Genomic DNA, 17,051 nt, shown 5'->3' with positions numbered 1-17,051 from the left:
AAATTCAGTAGTAAACAGTTTTTATCAAGGGTATCAATTTTTCAATAATGTTCGCATCGGTATTCAAGGAAATTATTAATTAATGAGTTTATCTACTTTACCTATAGAATTTGAATTAGCAGCCGCTAAAATTTTATCTGCTCATTATCTACACTCTCGTTTTAAATTAACAGCAGAAATTAAAAAAGATTTTTTAGTAATTGATTTTCAAGGCTATTTTACTGAGACTTTTGATCCTAAAAACCGTCCTTATTCTAATCCTATTAGTGAAGTTTATCGAAATAAGAAGGTTGATTTCCGGCTATTTTGGTCTGGGGAACATTTAGCATTATCTGGCTGGTGGAGAACTGCAATTCTATCGCTTGAGTACACTCCAATACGACAAGAGTGGTTGAACGAAGACGGTGAGGAAATTCTTCGTCCCTATCCAGATGGTGATAAGTTTGAGGCAATTGCTGCTTCTTTGCACCCAATCTTACAACAGCATTTACCAATTTGAAGATTATGTTTAAAATCATCGGAGAGTTAAAATGATAGTTACTAAAATAAATCATCTAATAATTACTTCTACAATCAAAACTTACTTCTCTAGTAAAGAGCTAATTTACTTAATAGAAGCACGAATAGTGGAATTAGATGAAAATCTAGAATTAACTACTGAGGATATTTTTGATACTGTGTGTTTTGAATATCACTTAAATGCTGATTTTTTAGAAAAAGAGCTTAGTTGTAAATGTCCATTTGCATTAACTGGCTTTTTAAGTGAGTTAGAAACAACAGAACTTTCTGATTATTCAACACTTGATTAATATATGAAATTACTAGAGTTGGTGATTTAATTCAAGCAGGTCATAGCTCCGACGCTACTGATGAAGAGAATATGTTAGTTAAGTCAATGGCATTAAAGAGGTATACAGCCTCTTTTAGATGGTACATTAGTGTAGTTGATTCTGATGGTTATGACTGGACAATGTTAATTTGGGAATTTAAACGTATTTCTTTTTAAGATAAATTCCTTAAGAATTATTTATTTTACAGCAGCTTTTTTTGATACAGTAAAATATCATTACGCGCTTTTCAAGCCTACCTTTCCTGGTGTATCAAATAAAAGGTATTCCCAAATGTGGCTCAGGTATGGTGTTGACCTAGATTTGATCTTAGTACCGATTGAAGATGTTCTACGAGGGAGAACTCAGTTAAAGTGTCCCTACTGTGGTGGTGAGTTGACGGCGAAAAAGGGAAATCGTAAAGAACACCACTTCGCACACACTAACTTTACTTGCAGAGAAGTAGCTAATCGCAGTGAACGTGAAATTCCTACTTTACCTTTATACAATAACTTCAATATATGTCTAACAGGTAAAGAACTCCAACAGATCAAGACCCTTTGGAATCGATACGGATGGAAGAACAAAGGTATTTATGAGAGTAAAATTAACTCAATTTTTATTAAAGAAAAATTGTTAGAGTACAATGAATACCGTCTCTATGGAGAATACCAGTTTACCAAGCTAGGTAAGATACCTGTTGGTGCATTATCGTTAATGCTGTTCAACCAAGTGCAAGAATCAATATTGTGGGAGAAGTTGCAGCAGTTAGAGAAAAAAGTTCAAGTTGCTTATCTTGATGATGCATCAAATTTTCATGAATGTCTTTGGGATCTGCAAATATATCGCGCCGAATTAAAGAAAATTTTATCGAATACTCTGTATTACCTTCAAATTGATACTGATAAAGAAACATTTTATAAAATTGGTGTGACTAGGCGGGAAATACAAGCACGCGTAGCTGAAGTTCAAACTGATTTGGTCAAACATTTTTCTCATGTTTCAATCAAAGTTTTAGGACACTGGTCGCATCGAGGGAATGTAGAGAAATATTTTAAATATAGATATGCTGACTACAATTGCTCTATTGGGAGTTTGACTGAATATTACAAATTTGACAACCCGGAAGATGCGACTGCTGCATTGCGAGATTTGCGGCGGATGAAAAAAAAGCAGTTATCAGAGTTTGAAGTAGATATTCTAGCAGGTAAACCTAGTTGGATTGAGCAGTTAATTGAAGAAATTGAAGAAGAACGTGCTTAACAAGGAGTAATTGCAGCACTTGATGAGAAATTATTATTGCGTCAAACAGCAACACAAGCTGATATGACAATCAATACAGTTCGCAAATTGAAAGTACTATTGGAGAATAAATATGCTTGGAATGAATAATGATTTTATTGAGCAGCTACGTGAAGAATTAGGTGTTTGGAATAATTCCCCAACGGAGTGTGATGGGCATAGCAAAGTTCTCTCTACTATTTTATTTAATGAGGGTATTGAACATCTAATTTGGTACGGTTCGTTCCGATGGGTTGGGCATGGTCAAGTGTCACCGCATTATTGGATTGAGTTACCTTTTGGGAACCTCACAATTGATTATCGAGCCAGAATGTGGTGTCGTGTTATGGAAAATCCACAATTAGTTGATGTAGAAGTTCCGCACAGTATATTTAATCCTGCATATTGGAATCAGGTTCAATACACCAAGATACAACAACAGATTCCAGAAGAATTCGGCGTACCTCTAGAAGACTGGTTGTTTAAAATCTTAACTGTATCTATTTAAGGGCTTTAGATGGTGATGCTTGATATTTAAACTAAACAGTTTAGTTTGTACTTCATGACAGCTTTGCCAAATCTAACCCCTTAACTGTGTATTACATGGAACATGTCTTCTACTTTTTCGCCGATTTTTGAAGCATAAAATGGTTAATGCTTTCTGAAGCATATTGTGAGCTAAAAGTTTATTTTATGATTCAAATCACAAGAAAGTAATTCGTCATATCTGTCAATTAGGTGCGTGACCGTTCTTTGACTTATACATATACCCTTTAATTCAAGGTGAGTGTGTATTTGGGGAACACTTCTATGTTCCTGGTATCGTAACGCTCCTATATAAGCAATCACATCCAAACCAAATTCGCTCTGTGGTAGAGCGAGTGACCCTTCTTGCTCTAAGTAAGTGGGCGGGAAAATTTATAACTATGTAACAAAAGTTTGACCAGAACGATTAGATTCAAATTTTACACGTTCTGTACTGTAGTTCCCTTTTTAACGAGCGCCCATGTCTTAGTAACCTCGGTAGATGCATTTTATGTATTTACTTATCTTTACATACTTTGGTTTTTTTTACGCCAACTTAAGAGGATGATGCTGTTGGCGAAGTCAAAAAACGCTTGTGTTTGGGTAAGTCAATTCAGCGATGAAACGATTGAGAGCTTTTTGAACAGCTTTGTATCCAGGGGCTTGCTTGCCTAATTTCAAATCAAGCAAAATGCGATCGCGTAAAAGCTCAAGTTCTATTTGGGAGAAAGCAATTGCTGTTCGTTGCATCAATGCAGCATTCTTTTGACTGAGATTTTGTATTTCAGCAAGGAGTACTTCTATTTCCTCCTGAAACCGTGTATTACGCGGTGGTGAATCCGTATTTTGCCTTGTAATACATGGAAAAAGGAAATCTTTCTCCCGTGTATTACTTGGAGAAACCGTACTTGGCAGAGCTTTTTCACGAATGATCTGCTCTAAATAGTCAGCCCTAGTAAGACCCAAGCATTCAGATGTGATGCCCAAAGCTACCCACGTGGAATCAGTTAGTCTTAACGAGCGAACTAAACGATAATCTTCATTTTTCAGGGCAAACTTCCCCTGGATATCACGTTTCATAACCGCTTCTCCATGTATTACACCGTTATTTTAGCTCATTAGGTAGCAGAGGGTTATCTGTGTATTACATGGAGAAGGATGATCTTAATAGATATTATTGGTAATCTGGATTGAAAGCTCTTGCTTCACACTGGAGCTAAAGCAGCAAATCGAGAAATTCTGGTTTTCGCATGGGTTCGGCCATGTAACCAAGCAACCATCCGCACCACATTAAGAGCCACGGCAGTCAGCAAGTGCTGGAGCCGAACTTTAACCAAACCAATGTAGCGAGCTTGTCGCAGCCCCAAGCTGCCAATTCCTTGAGACAACGTTCCTTCAACTCCTGCTCTTGCGTCATAGAGTTTTTTCCAATCCGTGGAAAGCTGTTGTTGTCGCACGGTTTGCAATGCAAGGTATTCTGCCTTTGGGCGCAGTGTCAATTCTCTTGGCTCAGTTTTCGAGCGGGTGCATAAAGCACGGGCGTTGCAAAGTCGGCAAGTTTTGCGGGGGAATCTCACGTTAATCACTGCATTGCCCCACTTGTCCTGAGTCGGAACCCACTTTTTGGTACTTTTTTTACCTTGAGGACAAGTCACCCGTTTTGTATTCCAGCTCACTGTAAACTGGCTGATATCATAACCGCCAGGCGTTTTAGCTTGCCAACTAACATTCGGGCGGACTGGGCCGACTAAATCTATTCCATACTGTTTACGGCTAGTGACGATAAGATTACTATCGACATAGCCAGCATCAACAATGTGTTGACTGGGGAGCAGGTCTTTGGCAGCCAATGCCTCGTGAATAGATGCAGTTTGTGTAACATCTGAAACCTGAGCTTGGGTGGTAATGGCATGAGTAATTAAATGGACTTGGTTCTCATCACAAGTTTCGGTCAGATGCACTTTATACCCAGTCCAAGTCACACTGCGTTTATTACCAAAGCGAGCATCGATGTCATAAGGAGAGTCAAAACGACTACCAGAAGGGGCTAAGTCACTGGCAGCCCGCAATCTTACTTGGTCATTCTCCACATAATATTGATGTACCCAAGTCTGTCGCAGAATTTCGACGATGGGCACATGAGCAAGCCAATCTGGGGCAGTTTCTGCCCATACAGCTATCAGTAACTGCATACCATCTGTGCCAATCATCTCGGCATATTCAGGTGCGTGCGGCAATGCCCTTGGGTAAGCGATATTCTTCTACAGCCCGACCGTAACGCTCGTACCATTCTGAAGGTACCCATGAACGCAACCAATCGGGCGCGACTGTAGCTAGTGAATTGAGGGCTGCACGTAGAGTTTCACCTACCCCTTCGAGTCGGTTCAAGTTACGGATAGCAGCCAGCACATGGGTGGAGTCAGTGCGCTGTTTTCCTCTTTCTTTGAGCCATCCGCGCTCTCTAAATTGCCTCAGTAACGTGTCTAGCAGTTGTTGTTCTGCACCACCTACCATCAATCGGGCGCGAAATTCACACAACACAGAAAAATCAAAACCTGAATCAGTCAGTTCCAACCCCAAAACATATTTCCAATCAATTCTACTGCGGACAGCTTCGGCAGCTTGTCGATCTGGCAAATCTTCAATAAATTGCAGCACACAGATTAACGCCAGTCGCCAAGGTCTAACTGTTGGTTGACCATGAGTGGGATACAAAGCGGTAAAATCCTAGCGTGGCAAAACTTACTAGAGAAGAGCGGAAATCCTGTAATCTTGACCTTGTAGCGAAATAATGGTGCAAAAACTTGGCAAGAAAAAGTTTAAAACCAGAGGCAACATCGTTTGAAGTACTCGATTGTGTTCAAAAAAAATGCCCCTCGTGCGGTCAAGCAATGTGGAATGAATACAATAATCCTCGACATATAAGAACGTTAAACGGGGTAGTAAAACTACAGCTAAAAATTCGTCGATGTCGAAACAAGTCATGTCTGCGGTATAAAAAAACATATCGACCAGCTCAACTTTAGCCATTTTTATGGCAACGCTCAAGCTGACGCTGAAAGCTTTGTAGGACAGTAGTTTTACTTTTTCTGTGTCACTGATTCTCAGTGACACAGAAAAAGTTTTTACCAGAAAGCTAGGATTTTGCCACATCAAAATAACCAAGTTCTTAATCTTGGATAAGAACTAATTTGTAAACTCAAGTAAAATACTTACCTTATAAGGATTTCAGGAATTTGAGTTAATAAAGCACTTATTTGCTGAAACTTAGACTTAGACTTAGTAATAGTTTGAGTATCCTTAATGTTTTCTTTACGAATCAGATATAAAGTCGAGCTTAGATGGTTTGGAGAAATAGTAGATTATTTTGACGCAAAAACTATGAGTGGTGCTGTAGAAGGAATTAATAATAAATTGATTCTGCATTTATGTAACGCCAAAAGGACTAATTTATGGTTTCGTTTTATATATCTGAGCTTGGACTGGAAGTTGCTAACTTTATTGAAATTATTCGCTTTAGATCCTTAAGCCAAGCTGGTAAAACAGCTTTTTTATTTCTGCAAGACGGAGAGACAGAAGCAGCGAAAATTACATATCGAGAATTAGACCAGAAGGCGCAAGCGATCGCCGCTCAACTTCAAACTTTAACAACTCCTGGAGATCGTGTTCTATTGCTCTACCCTTCTGGTTTTGAGTTTATTGCTGCCTTTGTTGGCTGCTTATATGCTGGGGTTGTCGCAGTTCCTGCTTACCCACCCCGACGGAATCAGAAGATGCTTAGATTGCAGGCGATCGCCATAGATGCTCAAGCAACCCTGGTGGTGAGCACCACATCAGTATTAGGCAATATAAATAGTCAGGCTGAGAATCCAGGTTTCCTTGGGCTGAAGTGCGTCGCGACTGATAATCTTATTCCGATTGAGGACTTTATTCCTTATCGAGCAACCCCAGACACCTTGGCTTTTCTCCAATACACTTCAGGTTCTACAGGAACGCCAAAGGGGGTGATGTTGAATCATGGCAATCTGTTGCACAACCAACGACTGATCCAGACGGCATTCGAGCATACAGAACAAACGATCTTTGTCGGCTGGTTGCCTCTTTTCCATGACATGGGCTTGATCGGGAATACACTTCAGCCCCTGTACTTAGGCATCCCGTGCATCTTCATGTCTCCAACAGCCTTTCTGATGCGCCCCCTGCAATGGCTGATGGCTATTTCCAAGTACAAAGCTACTACTAGTGGCGGTCCTAATTTTGCCTACGACCTATGTGCAAGCAAAATAACTTCCGAAGAGCGGTCAACTCTCGACCTAAGTACCTGGCAAGTGGCTTTTAATGGAGCTGAACCCATCCGAGCGGAAACTATAGAGCGGTTTGCAAGCACATTTGCTGATTGCGGCTTTCGCCGGGAAGCATTTTACCCCTGTTACGGTATGGCAGAAACAACTCTCATTGTTTCTGGGGGTCTAGTGGCGCCCCCACCAGTATTGCAAACCTTCCAAAAAGCGGCGCTAGAGCAACATCTGGTAGTTCCAGCTAGTAATTCAGATGATGCCACCCAAACACTGGTGGGGTGCGGTCAACCGTTGCAGGATATGCGGGTGGTCATTGTCCATCCAGAGCGAATGACTCGCTGCAATTCCGATGAGATAGGTGAAATTTGGGTATCAAGTGCAAGTGTAACTCAAGGCTACTGGAACCAGATCGACTCAACCCAACGTACTTTCCAAGCCTACCTCCAAGATACAGGAGCAGGTCCATTTTTGAGGACGGGGGACTTGGGATTTTTAAAAGATGGCGAGTTGTTCGTCACGGGTCGGCTGAAGGATTTAATTATTATTCGAGGTCGCAATTATTATCCCCAGGATATTGAATCTACGGTGCAAAAAAGTCATTTGTCTCTGCGAGCGAACTGTGGAGCGGCTTTTTCAGTAGAAATAGACGGAGAAGAGCGGTTAGTCGTTATTCAAGAGGTCGAGCGTGCTTACTACCGGAATTTAGAGGTGGAAGAGGTAGTTGGAGCTATTCGTTCTGCTGTGTCAGAAGAACATGAATTACAAGTTTATGCTGTGGTATTGCTCAAACCTGGAGGTATTCTGAAGACTTCTAGCGGTAAAGTTCAGCATTATGCCTGTAAGGCAGGGTTCTTGGCAAATACTCTGGATGCGATCGGCAGTAGTATTCTGGAAAAATTCGATTCCTTTGAAGGAATCGAATTAATAAATGTCGAAGAGCTGTTAGCCACCCCAGCAGAAGATAGAACGCGGCAACTGGAATCTTATCTTCAAAAACTGATCGCCAGGATGTTAAAAATATATCCATCAAAATTGAATATACGTGAACCCTTGACAGTCTTAGGAATTGATTCTTTATTAGCAACTCAAATTGCTTATCGGATACGCGAGCAATTAAAAGTAGATTTGCCAATACAAAGCTTTTTTGATTCGGCAACTATAGGTGATTTAACTGAACATATAGAAACCATACTGCAAGAGCAGAAAAATAAGGATTCGGCGCTATCGCTGTCACAAATTATCTCTGCACCAGACCAGCGCTATCAGCCTTTCCCTCTTACAGATATTCAACAGGCTTACTGGGTGGGGCGCAGTAATTCTTTTGAATTGAGTAATGTTGCCACTCATGTTTATATAGAGATTGAAAGTATTAATTTAAACATAAAACGGCTTACAAACGCTTGGCAAAAAATCATTGAACGTCACGATATGCTGCGGACAGTAGTGCTGTCTGGTGGCGAACAACAGATATTAGAGGTGGTGCCATTTTATGAGATTGAAGTATTAGATTTACAGAAGCTCGAACCAAAATTCGCTATTCCTAAAAGCGAAGAAATTCGTCAACAAATGTCTCACCAAATACTACAAACTGACCAGTGGCCTTTGTTTGAAATTCGTGCTACTCGTTTTGACGAGCAACGATTTCGACTTCATATTAGTATAGATTTATTATTGGCAGATTATGGCAGTTTGTTACGCTTATGTCAAGAATGGAGTCAAATTTACCAGCATCCCGATACTACTTTGAAGCCATTGGAAATTTCATTTCGGGACTATGTTATAACCGAGAAGCAACTCGTACATACAGAATTATATAAGCGAGCGCAAGAGTATTGGTTCAAGCGTCTAGATACATTGCCTCAATCGCCACAATTGCCCTTAGCTCAAAATCCCTATTTGTTAAAACAGCCTCAGTTTAAGCGTCGCTGTTCTCAACTAAAATCAGAGACTTGGCAGCAGTTAAAACAGCGAGCTAGTCAAGCTGGTCTGACTCCCTCCGGTATTTTACTTACGGCTTTTGCCGAAGTCTTAGCTATTTGGAGCAACAGTACTGAGTTTACACTTAATCTCACACTATATAATCGTCTACCGCTTCATCCCCAAGTAAATGAAATCATTGGCAATACTATATCTTTGATTCTTTTGGAGGTGAATAACTCAACACCAGCTTCCTTTACTGTTCGCGCTCAAAACCTACAGCGCCAACTATGGCAAGATTTAGACCACAGTTATATGAGTGGAGTACATGTGCTGCGGGAACTAGCCCGGAGGCAAGGAAGCCACCAAAAAGCGCTAATGCCGATTGTATTTACCAGCATTTTAAATAATGGTTCATTTATTCAGGATAGATCGGCGTTAAATGTTTTTGGTGAGGTCATTTATAGCATCAGTCAAACCTCTCAAGTTTGGTTAGATCATCAAGTCATGGAAGAAGATGGAAAATTGGTTTTCAACTGGGATGCAGTAGAAGATCTATTTCCAGAGGGCTTGCTGGACGATATGTTTGAAGCTTACTGCGAATTTTTAATGCTCCTAGCCACCTCGGATGCAGTTTGGAGGGAAATAACTTATGAATTAGTACCCAAAGCCCAACTCTTACAAAGAGCAACAGTCAATTCCACGGATGCACCCATTTCTGGGTGGATGTTGCACACATTATTTGCGGCGCAAGTAGAAGCACGAGAACAGGATTGTGCTGTTATTTCTTCTCAGCGAACTCTAACTTATTTAGAATTATTCCAACTAGCAAATCAGGTTGGTCATCGACTACGAAAATTAAAGACATCTCCCAACACTCTGGTTGCTGTAGTCATGGAAAAAGGTTGGGAGCAAATAGTTGCCGTTTTAGGAATACTCATGTCGGGTGCAGCTTATATGCCCATCGATCCAGAATTGCCTGATGAGCGGGTGCAATATTTGCTTAAGCAAGGAGAAGTAAAACTGATTTTAACTCAGTCATGGCTGAATGAACGCCTGACTTGGATTGAGGGAATTCCACGGATATGCCTAGATTGCGACGAGTTAGTGGGAGAAGACAGCAGTCCTTTGGATTTGGTACAAAGCCCGGATGATTTAGCCTATGTTATCTATACATCCGGCTCGACTGGCGTGCCTAAAGGAGTCATGCTTACCCATCGGGGTCCTGTCAATACCATCCTTGACATCAACCAACGTTTTGGAATTACCCATCAAGACCGAGTATTAGCTTTGTCAGCTTTAAACTTTGATTTGTCAGTATATGATATCTTTGGCACCTTAGCTGCTGGGGGAACTTTAGTAATTCCAGAGGCAGAAAGAACAAAAGACCCGGCTCACTGGGTAGAACTCATGAAGCAACACAAAGTTACTCTCTGGAACTCAGTTCCTACCTTTATGCAGATGTTAGTAGAATATCTGTCGGCAGGGCTGGAAAAAGTACCAGCGTCTCTGGGATTGATTCTAATGAGTGGCGATAGGATTCCAGTGAATTTACCCCAGCAGATTAAAGCAATATGGGAGGATGTAAAAGTTGTTAGTGTCGGAGGACCCACCGAAACTTCAATCTGGAATATTTGCTATCCTATTGAGAAAATAGACGAGCAATGGAAGAGCATTCCTTATGGAAAACCAATAACTAACCAACGCTATCACGTTCTTAATAAATTTTTAGAACCCTGTCCGGTATGGGTACCAGGAATGCTTTATGCTGAAGGAATTGGTTTAGCCAAAGGCTATTGGCGAGATGAAAAAAAGACCGAAGAAAGCTTTATCATTCATCCTCGCACTCAACAGCGCTTATATAAAACTGGTGACTCGGGGCGATTTTTGCCTGATGGCAATATTGAAATTCTGGGAAGAGAAGATTTTCAAGTAAAAATAAATGGCTACCGGATTGAGCTAGGGGAGATTGAAGCCACTCTCCTACAGGATGAATCTGTAAAAGAAGTGGTAGTAACCTCAACCGAGAAGGAACATCAATCGCTAGTAGCTTATGTAGTCCTTAACTCAAACCAAAAGCAAAGTTCACAACAGCACCATCAACTAAAAGGAGTGCTACTAAACTCCTTAGAGCCCGTTCAGGAGTCAAATTCAATTTCCAAGAAGTTACTTAATTACTTGGAGCAGAAACTGCCCAGCTACATGGTACCTTCTGACTGTGTAATACTAAATGCCTTGCCCTTGAATCGCAATGGCAAGGTAGACCGCAAGTTGTTACCCAAGCTTAATAAAAATGTATTGAAACCTGAAACGGGTGCTGTTCCACCAAAAACTGAAATAGAGCAAACTTTAGCAAAAATTGTGCGAGAGGTGCTTCAAATAGAGAAAATAGGCGTTTATGATAATTTTTTTGATTTAGGTGCAAATTCAATACATTTGGTTCAAATTAATAAAAATATCAAAATCTTAATGGGAATAGAAGTACAAATGGTAGAAATTTTTCAAAATCCAAGTATTAGCTATTTGGCTAAATTTTTCAGCCAGCATAAAGGAGAGAATAAATCTTTTCAAGCTGTTGCCGAGCGGGCAGAAAAAAGGAAAATAGCACAGCAAAAACGAGGGATGAAAAGAGGTAAATCATGAGTGAATATGATCGGTCAGGAGATATTGCTATCATTGGCATGAGTGGTCGATTTCCTGGAGCCAAAAATCTTGAAGAATTTTGGCAGAATTTAAAAAATGGTGTAGAGTCAATTTCATTTCTTAATGATGATAGAATATTGGGTTCAGGAGTATCTCCATCAGTGTTGGGTCATCCAAACTATGTTAAAGCTAGCTCTGTCCTAAAAGACATAGATTTGTTTGATGCTCCATTCTTCGGTTTCAGCCCTAGGGAAGCTGAAATCACAGATCCCCAGCACCGCATTTTTATGGAGTGTGCCTGGGAAGCTCTGGAAAATGCAGGTTACAATCCTAAAAAATCTAACTGCTCCACTGGGGTTTTTGCAGGAAAAAGCATTAGCAACTACCTGTTGTTTAATCTTTTGCATACTTTGGACTTAACAAAAGCAACAAATTATCTCCAGAATTTGATTGGAAATGATAAAGATTATTTAGCTACGCATACATCTTACAAATTAAACCTCAAAGGTTTGAGCGTTACCATTCAAACAGCTTGTTCCACATCTTTAGTATCTGTAATCATGGGCTGCGATAGCTTATTGAGTTATCAATGCGATCTAGCTTTAGCTGGTGGCATTACAGTCAGAGTTCCGCAAGAAATTGGCTATATTTACGAAGAAGGAAGTATCCTATCTCCTGACGGACACTGCCGTTCTTTCGATGCTAAAGCAGGGGGAACTATATATGGCAGTGGCGTAGGAATTGTAGTTTTAAAACGGTTGGCAGATGCTATCACCGATCGAGACTGCATCCATGCAATTATCAAGGGGACAGCTATTAACAACGATGGTGCACTGAAAGTTGGCTATACTGCTCCCAGCGTGGATGGTCAGTCCGAGGTAATTGCTATGGCTCATGCTATGGCTGGGATTGATGCTGAGACAATTTCTTATATAGAGGCACATGGTACAGGAACAAATCTAGGAGACCCGATTGAAATTGCCGCCCTCACACAAGTTTTTCGCACTACTACGCAGAAAAAGGGTTTCTGCGCTATTGGTTCTGTCAAAACAAACATTGGACATTTAGATGCAGCTGCTGGTGTTGCAGGTCTGATCAAAACGGTTCTAGCGCTCAAATATAAGTTGTTGCCACCTAGCCTGCACTTTGAAGAACCTAATCCCCAAATTGATTTTGCTAACAGTCCTTTTTACGTCAATACCAAGCTGTCTGAATGGAAAACGGATGGAAAACCTCGCTGTGCCGGAGTCAGCTCTTTTGGCATGGGAGGTACTAACGCTCATGTGATTTTAGAAGAAGCGCCAGCACTAATACCAGTAGCCAATCAAGTTGAGCGCTCATTACACATTCTTAGCCTATCAGCAAAAAGTCAAAAGGCTTTGCAAGAACTGGCAAGTCGCTATGAGAATTTCTTAGCGTCTCATCCTGAAGCGTCTCATCCAGATATTTGCTTTACAGCTCATACAGGACGAACGCATTTTGATTGCCGTCTTGCTGTGGTATCTGAATCCATTGCACAGATGAGAGAGCAATTAGGTACTTTCGTTGCTGGGGTAGAGGCTGCTGGACTGGTAAGCGGACAGGTAAATGAAGCAGAAAGTCCTAAAATAGCATTTTTATTCACTGGTCAGGGATCCCAATACATAGGTATGGGACGCCAACTCTACGAAGAAGCCCCTATTTTTCGTCAAACTCTTGATCGTTGCAATGACATTCTACGTCCCTATTTAGAAAAATCCCTACTCAGTATCTTGTATCCAGAATCTGAGGAAACTTCACTAATAGATGAAACCGCTTATACACAACCCGCTTTATTTGCTTTAGAGTATTCCCTATATGAGTTATGGAAGTCTTGGGGTATTAAACCAGATATAGTCATAGGTCATAGTATAGGGGAATATGTCGCTGCAACTGTAGCAGAAATTTTCAGCTTAGAGGATGCCTTAAAGCTGATTAGTGAACGCGGACGTTTAATGCAAGCCTTGACTCAAAATGGCAAAATGGTGGCGGTGTTTGCCTCTGAAAGCAAAGTTCGCGAGGCTATTCAAGCTGTAGCTGTCTCGTCGGAAGTGGCGATCGCTGCTATCAATAGTCCGCAAAATACGGTAATTTCGGGTGGCAATAAAGCGGTAGAAGCAGTATGTGCTGTTTTGGAAGCAGAAGGAATCAAGACGAAAAAATTAAAGGTTTCCCATGCCTTCCACTCACCGATGATGGAACCAATCTTGGCGGATTTTGAAAAGGTTGCCGCCTCTATTGCATATTCTGCTCCTAAAATTGAATTGAGTTCAAATGTTACTGGAAAACTGATTGGTAGTGAAATAGCAACGCCAGAATACTGGTGTCGCCATATCAAGCAGCCAGTAAGATTTGCTGAGGGCATGAAGACACTTCACGATCGGGGTTGTGAAGTTTTTGTGGAAATAGGCCCGAACCCAACATTATTGGATATGGGGCATCAGTGTTTGGATGAAGTGGGAGTTTTCATACCCAGTTTGCGCCAAAGGTATTCAGATTGGCAACAACTACTTCAGAGTTTAGCAGCGCTATATGTTCGTGGTGTGCAAGTAGACTGGTTTGGCTTTGACCAAAACTATCTGCGTTCCAGGTTAGAACTGCCGACTTATCCTTTCCAACGACAGCGCTATTGGATCGATAAACCTGGAATTTTAATTGATACTAAGTCCCACCTAGCACTAAATGGCATCCGAAACCAGGTAATTCACCCCTTACTCGGTCAAAGATTGCAATCGGCAGCGCTTAAAAATAACGAGATTCAATTTGAATCCAAAATTAGCGAAAATTTTCCTGCTTTTTTAGAACACCATCGGATCTACCAACAAACTATTTTTCCAGCGTCAGGTTACTTAGAAATGGCTTTGTTTGCTGGAGCTGAAGTTTTCAAATCAGACAAGTTAATTTTAGAAGAATTTGTCATCCATCAAGTTCTGATATTGCCACCGAATCAAGAAAAAACACTTCAGTTAATTTTGACCCCTACAGGGAATTTAGAGTATTCATTCCAGATTTTTAGCTTTAATCAAGTGGCAGAACAATCAGCTGATTTATGGATACTCCATGCATCCGCTAAATTACTGCTGTCAGAGAAAGGCTTGGAAATTCCTCATGTTAACTTAGAACAATTAACCCAGCGTAGTGAAGAAATATCACCTGAAGACTATTACCAGAAGTGTTGCGATCAGGGAATTGACTATGGAGCTAGCTTCCAAGGGATTGAACGACTTTGGCGACAGAATGGAGAAGTTTTAGGTCAGATTCGTTTGCCAGAGGCATTGCATTTAGAAGCTGTGAATTATAAGTTACATCCCTCGCTGCTAGATGCCTGCTTTCAGGTTTTAAAGGCTGGTATCCACGATACCAACACGGAAGATACATATGTTTTGGTGGGTTTAGAACGCCTTGCTGTGTTCGGTTATCCAGACTCTACCTTATGGAGTTACGCTCAAATGCGTCCGGTTAAAGAAACAAATCAACAGACCTTGACTGCTGACTTGCAACTAGTTAGTCCAGATGGACGGGTGATAATAACTGTGGAAGGTTTAGTGCTTAAGCAAGTAAGCAGTGAAGCTCTGGTGGGTACAGCACCCCAGCTTCTGCTTAATTCTTTATATGAAGTAGAGTGGCGATCGCAGGCACGTCTATTCCCACTATCACCAGCCGAAAATTTGCTTACTCCCTCTGCAATTAGCGAGCGCATATTGCCCCAGGTAAATGAAGCGATCGGAGATCAGTATAAAAATTGGCTAATTTTGGCTGATAGTTTGGGGATTGGTCAACAATTGGCAACATTTTTGAGGGCTAGAGGCCAGACCTGTACTTTAATATTCTCAGGAGAAAATTACGAACAGTTAGCAGAACAAGAGTTCAGGATCGACCTTGCCAGTTTCGCAGACTTTCAACAGCTGCTCAAAGAAACAGTGGGGACTGGTATACGGGGGGTAGTGCATCTTTGGAGCTTAGAGGCACCAGAGGCACAAGATTTGACTGTAACTGATTTAGAAGCAGCCTCACATAAAGCATGTGGTAGTACCTTGTACTTAGTTCAAGCCTTGGTCAAGGCGGAATTGAAGCAGCCTCCTACTCTGTGGTTAGTTACCCGAGGTGCTATTTTAGTGGGGGTAGAGTCTGCTGTTTCAGGAGTTGCTCAATCTCCCCTATGGGGAATGGGGAAAGTTATCGCCTTGGAATATCCAGAATTTAACTGCGTGCGGGTGGATTTGGATCCGAATGCACCAGATGATAATGCACAAACTTTATTTGAGGAAATCTGGTCAAAAAGTTCAGAAGATCAAGTGGCTTTTTGCAAGGGCAACCGTCTGGTGCCGAGGCTGGTGTCTAGGCAGTTTCAGGCTCCTGTAGTTCACAATAAGCTTAATTGTCGTGGCGATAGTACTTACTTAATTACAGGAGGGTTGGGATATCTAGGTTTGCTAGTGGCTCGTTGGTTGGTGGAATGTGGAGCAAAGTACCTAGTTATATTAGGGCGTAACAGTGCTAGTTTTGCTGCTAACAGTCAGCTAAGGGAACTAGAACAGATGGGCACTCAAGTGGTAGTGCGGATGGCAGATGTATCCCAGGAAGGACAAATCGCCCAGGTACTAGCAGAAATCAAGCAATCCCTGCCACCTTTGCGAGGGGTCATTCACGCTGCTGGAGTCATCGATGACAGCACGCTGCTGCAACTTTCTTGGGAGCGCTTTAGCCAGGTAATGGCTTCCAAGGTCGAAGGAGCATGGAATCTACACACTTTGACCCAAGACACTCCCTTGGAGTTCTTTGTGTTGTTTTCTTCGCTTAGTTCTCTACTGGGTAATTCAGGTCAAGCCAACTATGCGGCTGCTAATGCTTTTCTAGATGCCTTAGCTCATTATCGTCGAAATCGGGGACTAGCAGGATTAAGCATCAACTGGGGGGTTTGGTCGCTAAAAGAATCGACACCCGAACCTGATCGCCGGGAAGGTGAGCGGCTTCTTGGGAGGAAAGGGATGGAGTTCATAAATTCTAAGGAGGGATTGCAGGTATTAGATTATTTGCTATTGCAATCCTCAGTTCAAGTTGGAGTTTTACCTGTAAAATGGTCAAAATTTCTACAGCAATTCCCGCCCGGTGGTGAACCCCCCTTCTTCTCTGAGTTTGTTTACCAATTGCAGCAACAAGTAAAAGATGGCCAATCACAAGTTAAGCAAATCGAATTGATACGTCGTTTAAAAGAAGCTTCTGCAAACGAACGTTTGGAACTTTTAGTTGCTTATCTTCAAGATGGGGTAGCTAAAGTTCTTGGAATTAGCTCATCCCAACAGATAGATCCAAACCAATCATTAAATGAATTAGGATTTGATTCTTTGATGAGCATTGATTTTAAGAACAAAATCAAAAATGAACTGGGGATAGAACTGCCGATACGAAAAATTGCTGAGAGCTCTAGCGTCGTTCAATTAGCTTTAGCTCTAATTGAGCAATTAGCATTGACAAGCCTAATCCAATCAGAACAGCCATCCAACGAATTAACTGACAATTTAGAAGAAATAATTTTATAAAT

Annotated in this window: 8 protein-coding genes and 3 pseudogenes; 7 read left to right on the top strand and 4 right to left on the bottom strand. The window is 41.3% G+C overall.

The annotated features are described in order from the left end of the window. Nucleotides 1–82: 82 nt before the first annotated feature. The 4 genes from NPUN_RS36835 (at nucleotide 83) to NPUN_RS38150 (ending at nucleotide 2,616) form a co-directional block, all read left to right on the top strand. On the top strand, nucleotides 83–499 hold the full coding sequence (locus NPUN_RS36835; RefSeq protein ID WP_012412912.1) for a hypothetical protein: 417 nt from the start codon (nucleotides 83–85) through the stop codon (nucleotides 497–499). A gap of 31 nt (nucleotides 500–530) precedes the next feature. Further along, nucleotides 531–809, top strand: coding sequence for a hypothetical protein (locus NPUN_RS36830; RefSeq protein WP_012412911.1), 279 nt, complete (start codon nucleotides 531–533; stop codon nucleotides 807–809). A 312-nt stretch (nucleotides 810–1,121) separates the two neighbouring features. Continuing rightward, a complete protein-coding gene (locus tag NPUN_RS36825) occupies nucleotides 1,122–2,090 on the top strand; it encodes a GIY-YIG nuclease family protein (protein ID WP_012412910.1) in 969 nt (322 codons plus the stop codon). A gap of 121 nt (nucleotides 2,091–2,211) precedes the next feature. Continuing rightward, nucleotides 2,212–2,616, top strand: a complete 405-nt coding sequence (locus NPUN_RS38150; protein ID WP_148220523.1) for a hypothetical protein — start codon at nucleotides 2,212–2,214, stop codon at nucleotides 2,614–2,616. A gap of 188 nt (nucleotides 2,617–2,804) precedes the next feature. On the opposite strand, the pseudogene NPUN_RS43995 reads toward NPUN_RS38150, so the two are convergent. From NPUN_RS43995 to NPUN_RS42425, 4 genes and pseudogenes are all read right to left on the bottom strand, one after another. Further along, nucleotides 2,805–3,005 (bottom strand): annotated as a pseudogene (locus NPUN_RS43995) (ISNCY family transposase); the annotation flags it as partial. Between the two features lie 210 nt (nucleotides 3,006–3,215). Further along, nucleotides 3,216–3,713 (bottom strand): hypothetical protein, encoded by a 498-nt coding sequence (locus NPUN_RS36815; RefSeq protein WP_012412908.1) that lies wholly within the window; start codon nucleotides 3,711–3,713, stop codon nucleotides 3,216–3,218. A 125-nt stretch (nucleotides 3,714–3,838) separates the two neighbouring features. Then, nucleotides 3,839–5,360, bottom strand: a pseudogene (locus tag NPUN_RS36810) (IS1182 family transposase); the annotation flags it as partial. Nucleotides 5,361–5,378: 18 nt separating this feature from the next. Further along, nucleotides 5,379–5,786: a hypothetical protein gene (locus NPUN_RS42425; protein ID WP_041566761.1), complete on the bottom strand. Its 408-nt coding sequence runs from the start codon at nucleotides 5,784–5,786 to the stop codon at nucleotides 5,379–5,381. Between the two features lie 183 nt (nucleotides 5,787–5,969). Between NPUN_RS42425 and NPUN_RS44975 the strand changes: the two are divergent. The 3 genes and pseudogenes from NPUN_RS44975 to NPUN_RS36795 all read left to right on the top strand — a co-directional run. Beyond that, nucleotides 5,970–6,161: pseudogene (locus tag NPUN_RS44975) on the top strand (hypothetical protein); the annotation flags it as partial. Next, nucleotides 6,086–11,491, top strand: a complete 5,406-nt coding sequence (locus tag NPUN_RS38145) for a non-ribosomal peptide synthetase (protein WP_012412907.1) — start codon at nucleotides 6,086–6,088, stop codon at nucleotides 11,489–11,491. The pseudogene NPUN_RS44975 and the gene NPUN_RS38145, both read left to right, overlap by 76 nt. Then, entirely contained in the window at nucleotides 11,488–17,049 is a 5,562-nt protein-coding gene (locus tag NPUN_RS36795; RefSeq protein WP_012412906.1) for a type I polyketide synthase, read from the top strand. The genes NPUN_RS38145 and NPUN_RS36795 overlap by 4 nt, the downstream gene beginning before the upstream one ends. The last annotated feature ends 2 nt before the right edge of the window (nucleotides 17,050–17,051 follow it).

Origin of the sequence: Nostoc punctiforme PCC 73102 (assembly GCF_000020025.1) — a bacterium.
Classification (GTDB): domain Bacteria; phylum Cyanobacteriota; class Cyanobacteriia; order Cyanobacteriales; family Nostocaceae; genus Nostoc; species Nostoc punctiforme.
Note: the sequence above shows the minus strand (reverse complement) of the source record. Positions and strands in the feature narration are given on the sequence as shown.

What these genes read in the sequence shown, in the direction of transcription:
- NPUN_RS36835 (WP_012412912.1), top strand. Translation starts at nt 83, where the DNA reads ATGAGTTTATCTACTTTACCTATAGAATTTGAATTAGCAGCCGCTAAA.
- NPUN_RS36830 (WP_012412911.1), top strand. Translation starts at nt 531, where the DNA reads ATGATAGTTACTAAAATAAATCATCTAATAATTACTTCTACAATCAAA.
- NPUN_RS36825 (WP_012412910.1), top strand. Translation starts at nt 1,122, where the DNA reads ATGTGGCTCAGGTATGGTGTTGACCTAGATTTGATCTTAGTACCGATT.
- NPUN_RS38150 (WP_148220523.1), top strand. Translation starts at nt 2,212, where the DNA reads ATGAATAATGATTTTATTGAGCAGCTACGTGAAGAATTAGGTGTTTGG.
- NPUN_RS36815 (WP_012412908.1), bottom strand. Translation starts at nt 3,713, where the DNA reads ATGAAACGTGATATCCAGGGGAAGTTTGCCCTGAAAAATGAAGATTAT.
- NPUN_RS42425 (WP_041566761.1), bottom strand. Translation starts at nt 5,786, where the DNA reads ATGTGGCAAAATCCTAGCTTTCTGGTAAAAACTTTTTCTGTGTCACTG.
- NPUN_RS38145 (WP_012412907.1), top strand. Translation starts at nt 6,086, where the DNA reads ATGGTTTCGTTTTATATATCTGAGCTTGGACTGGAAGTTGCTAACTTT.
- NPUN_RS36795 (WP_012412906.1), top strand. Translation starts at nt 11,488, where the DNA reads ATGAGTGAATATGATCGGTCAGGAGATATTGCTATCATTGGCATGAGT.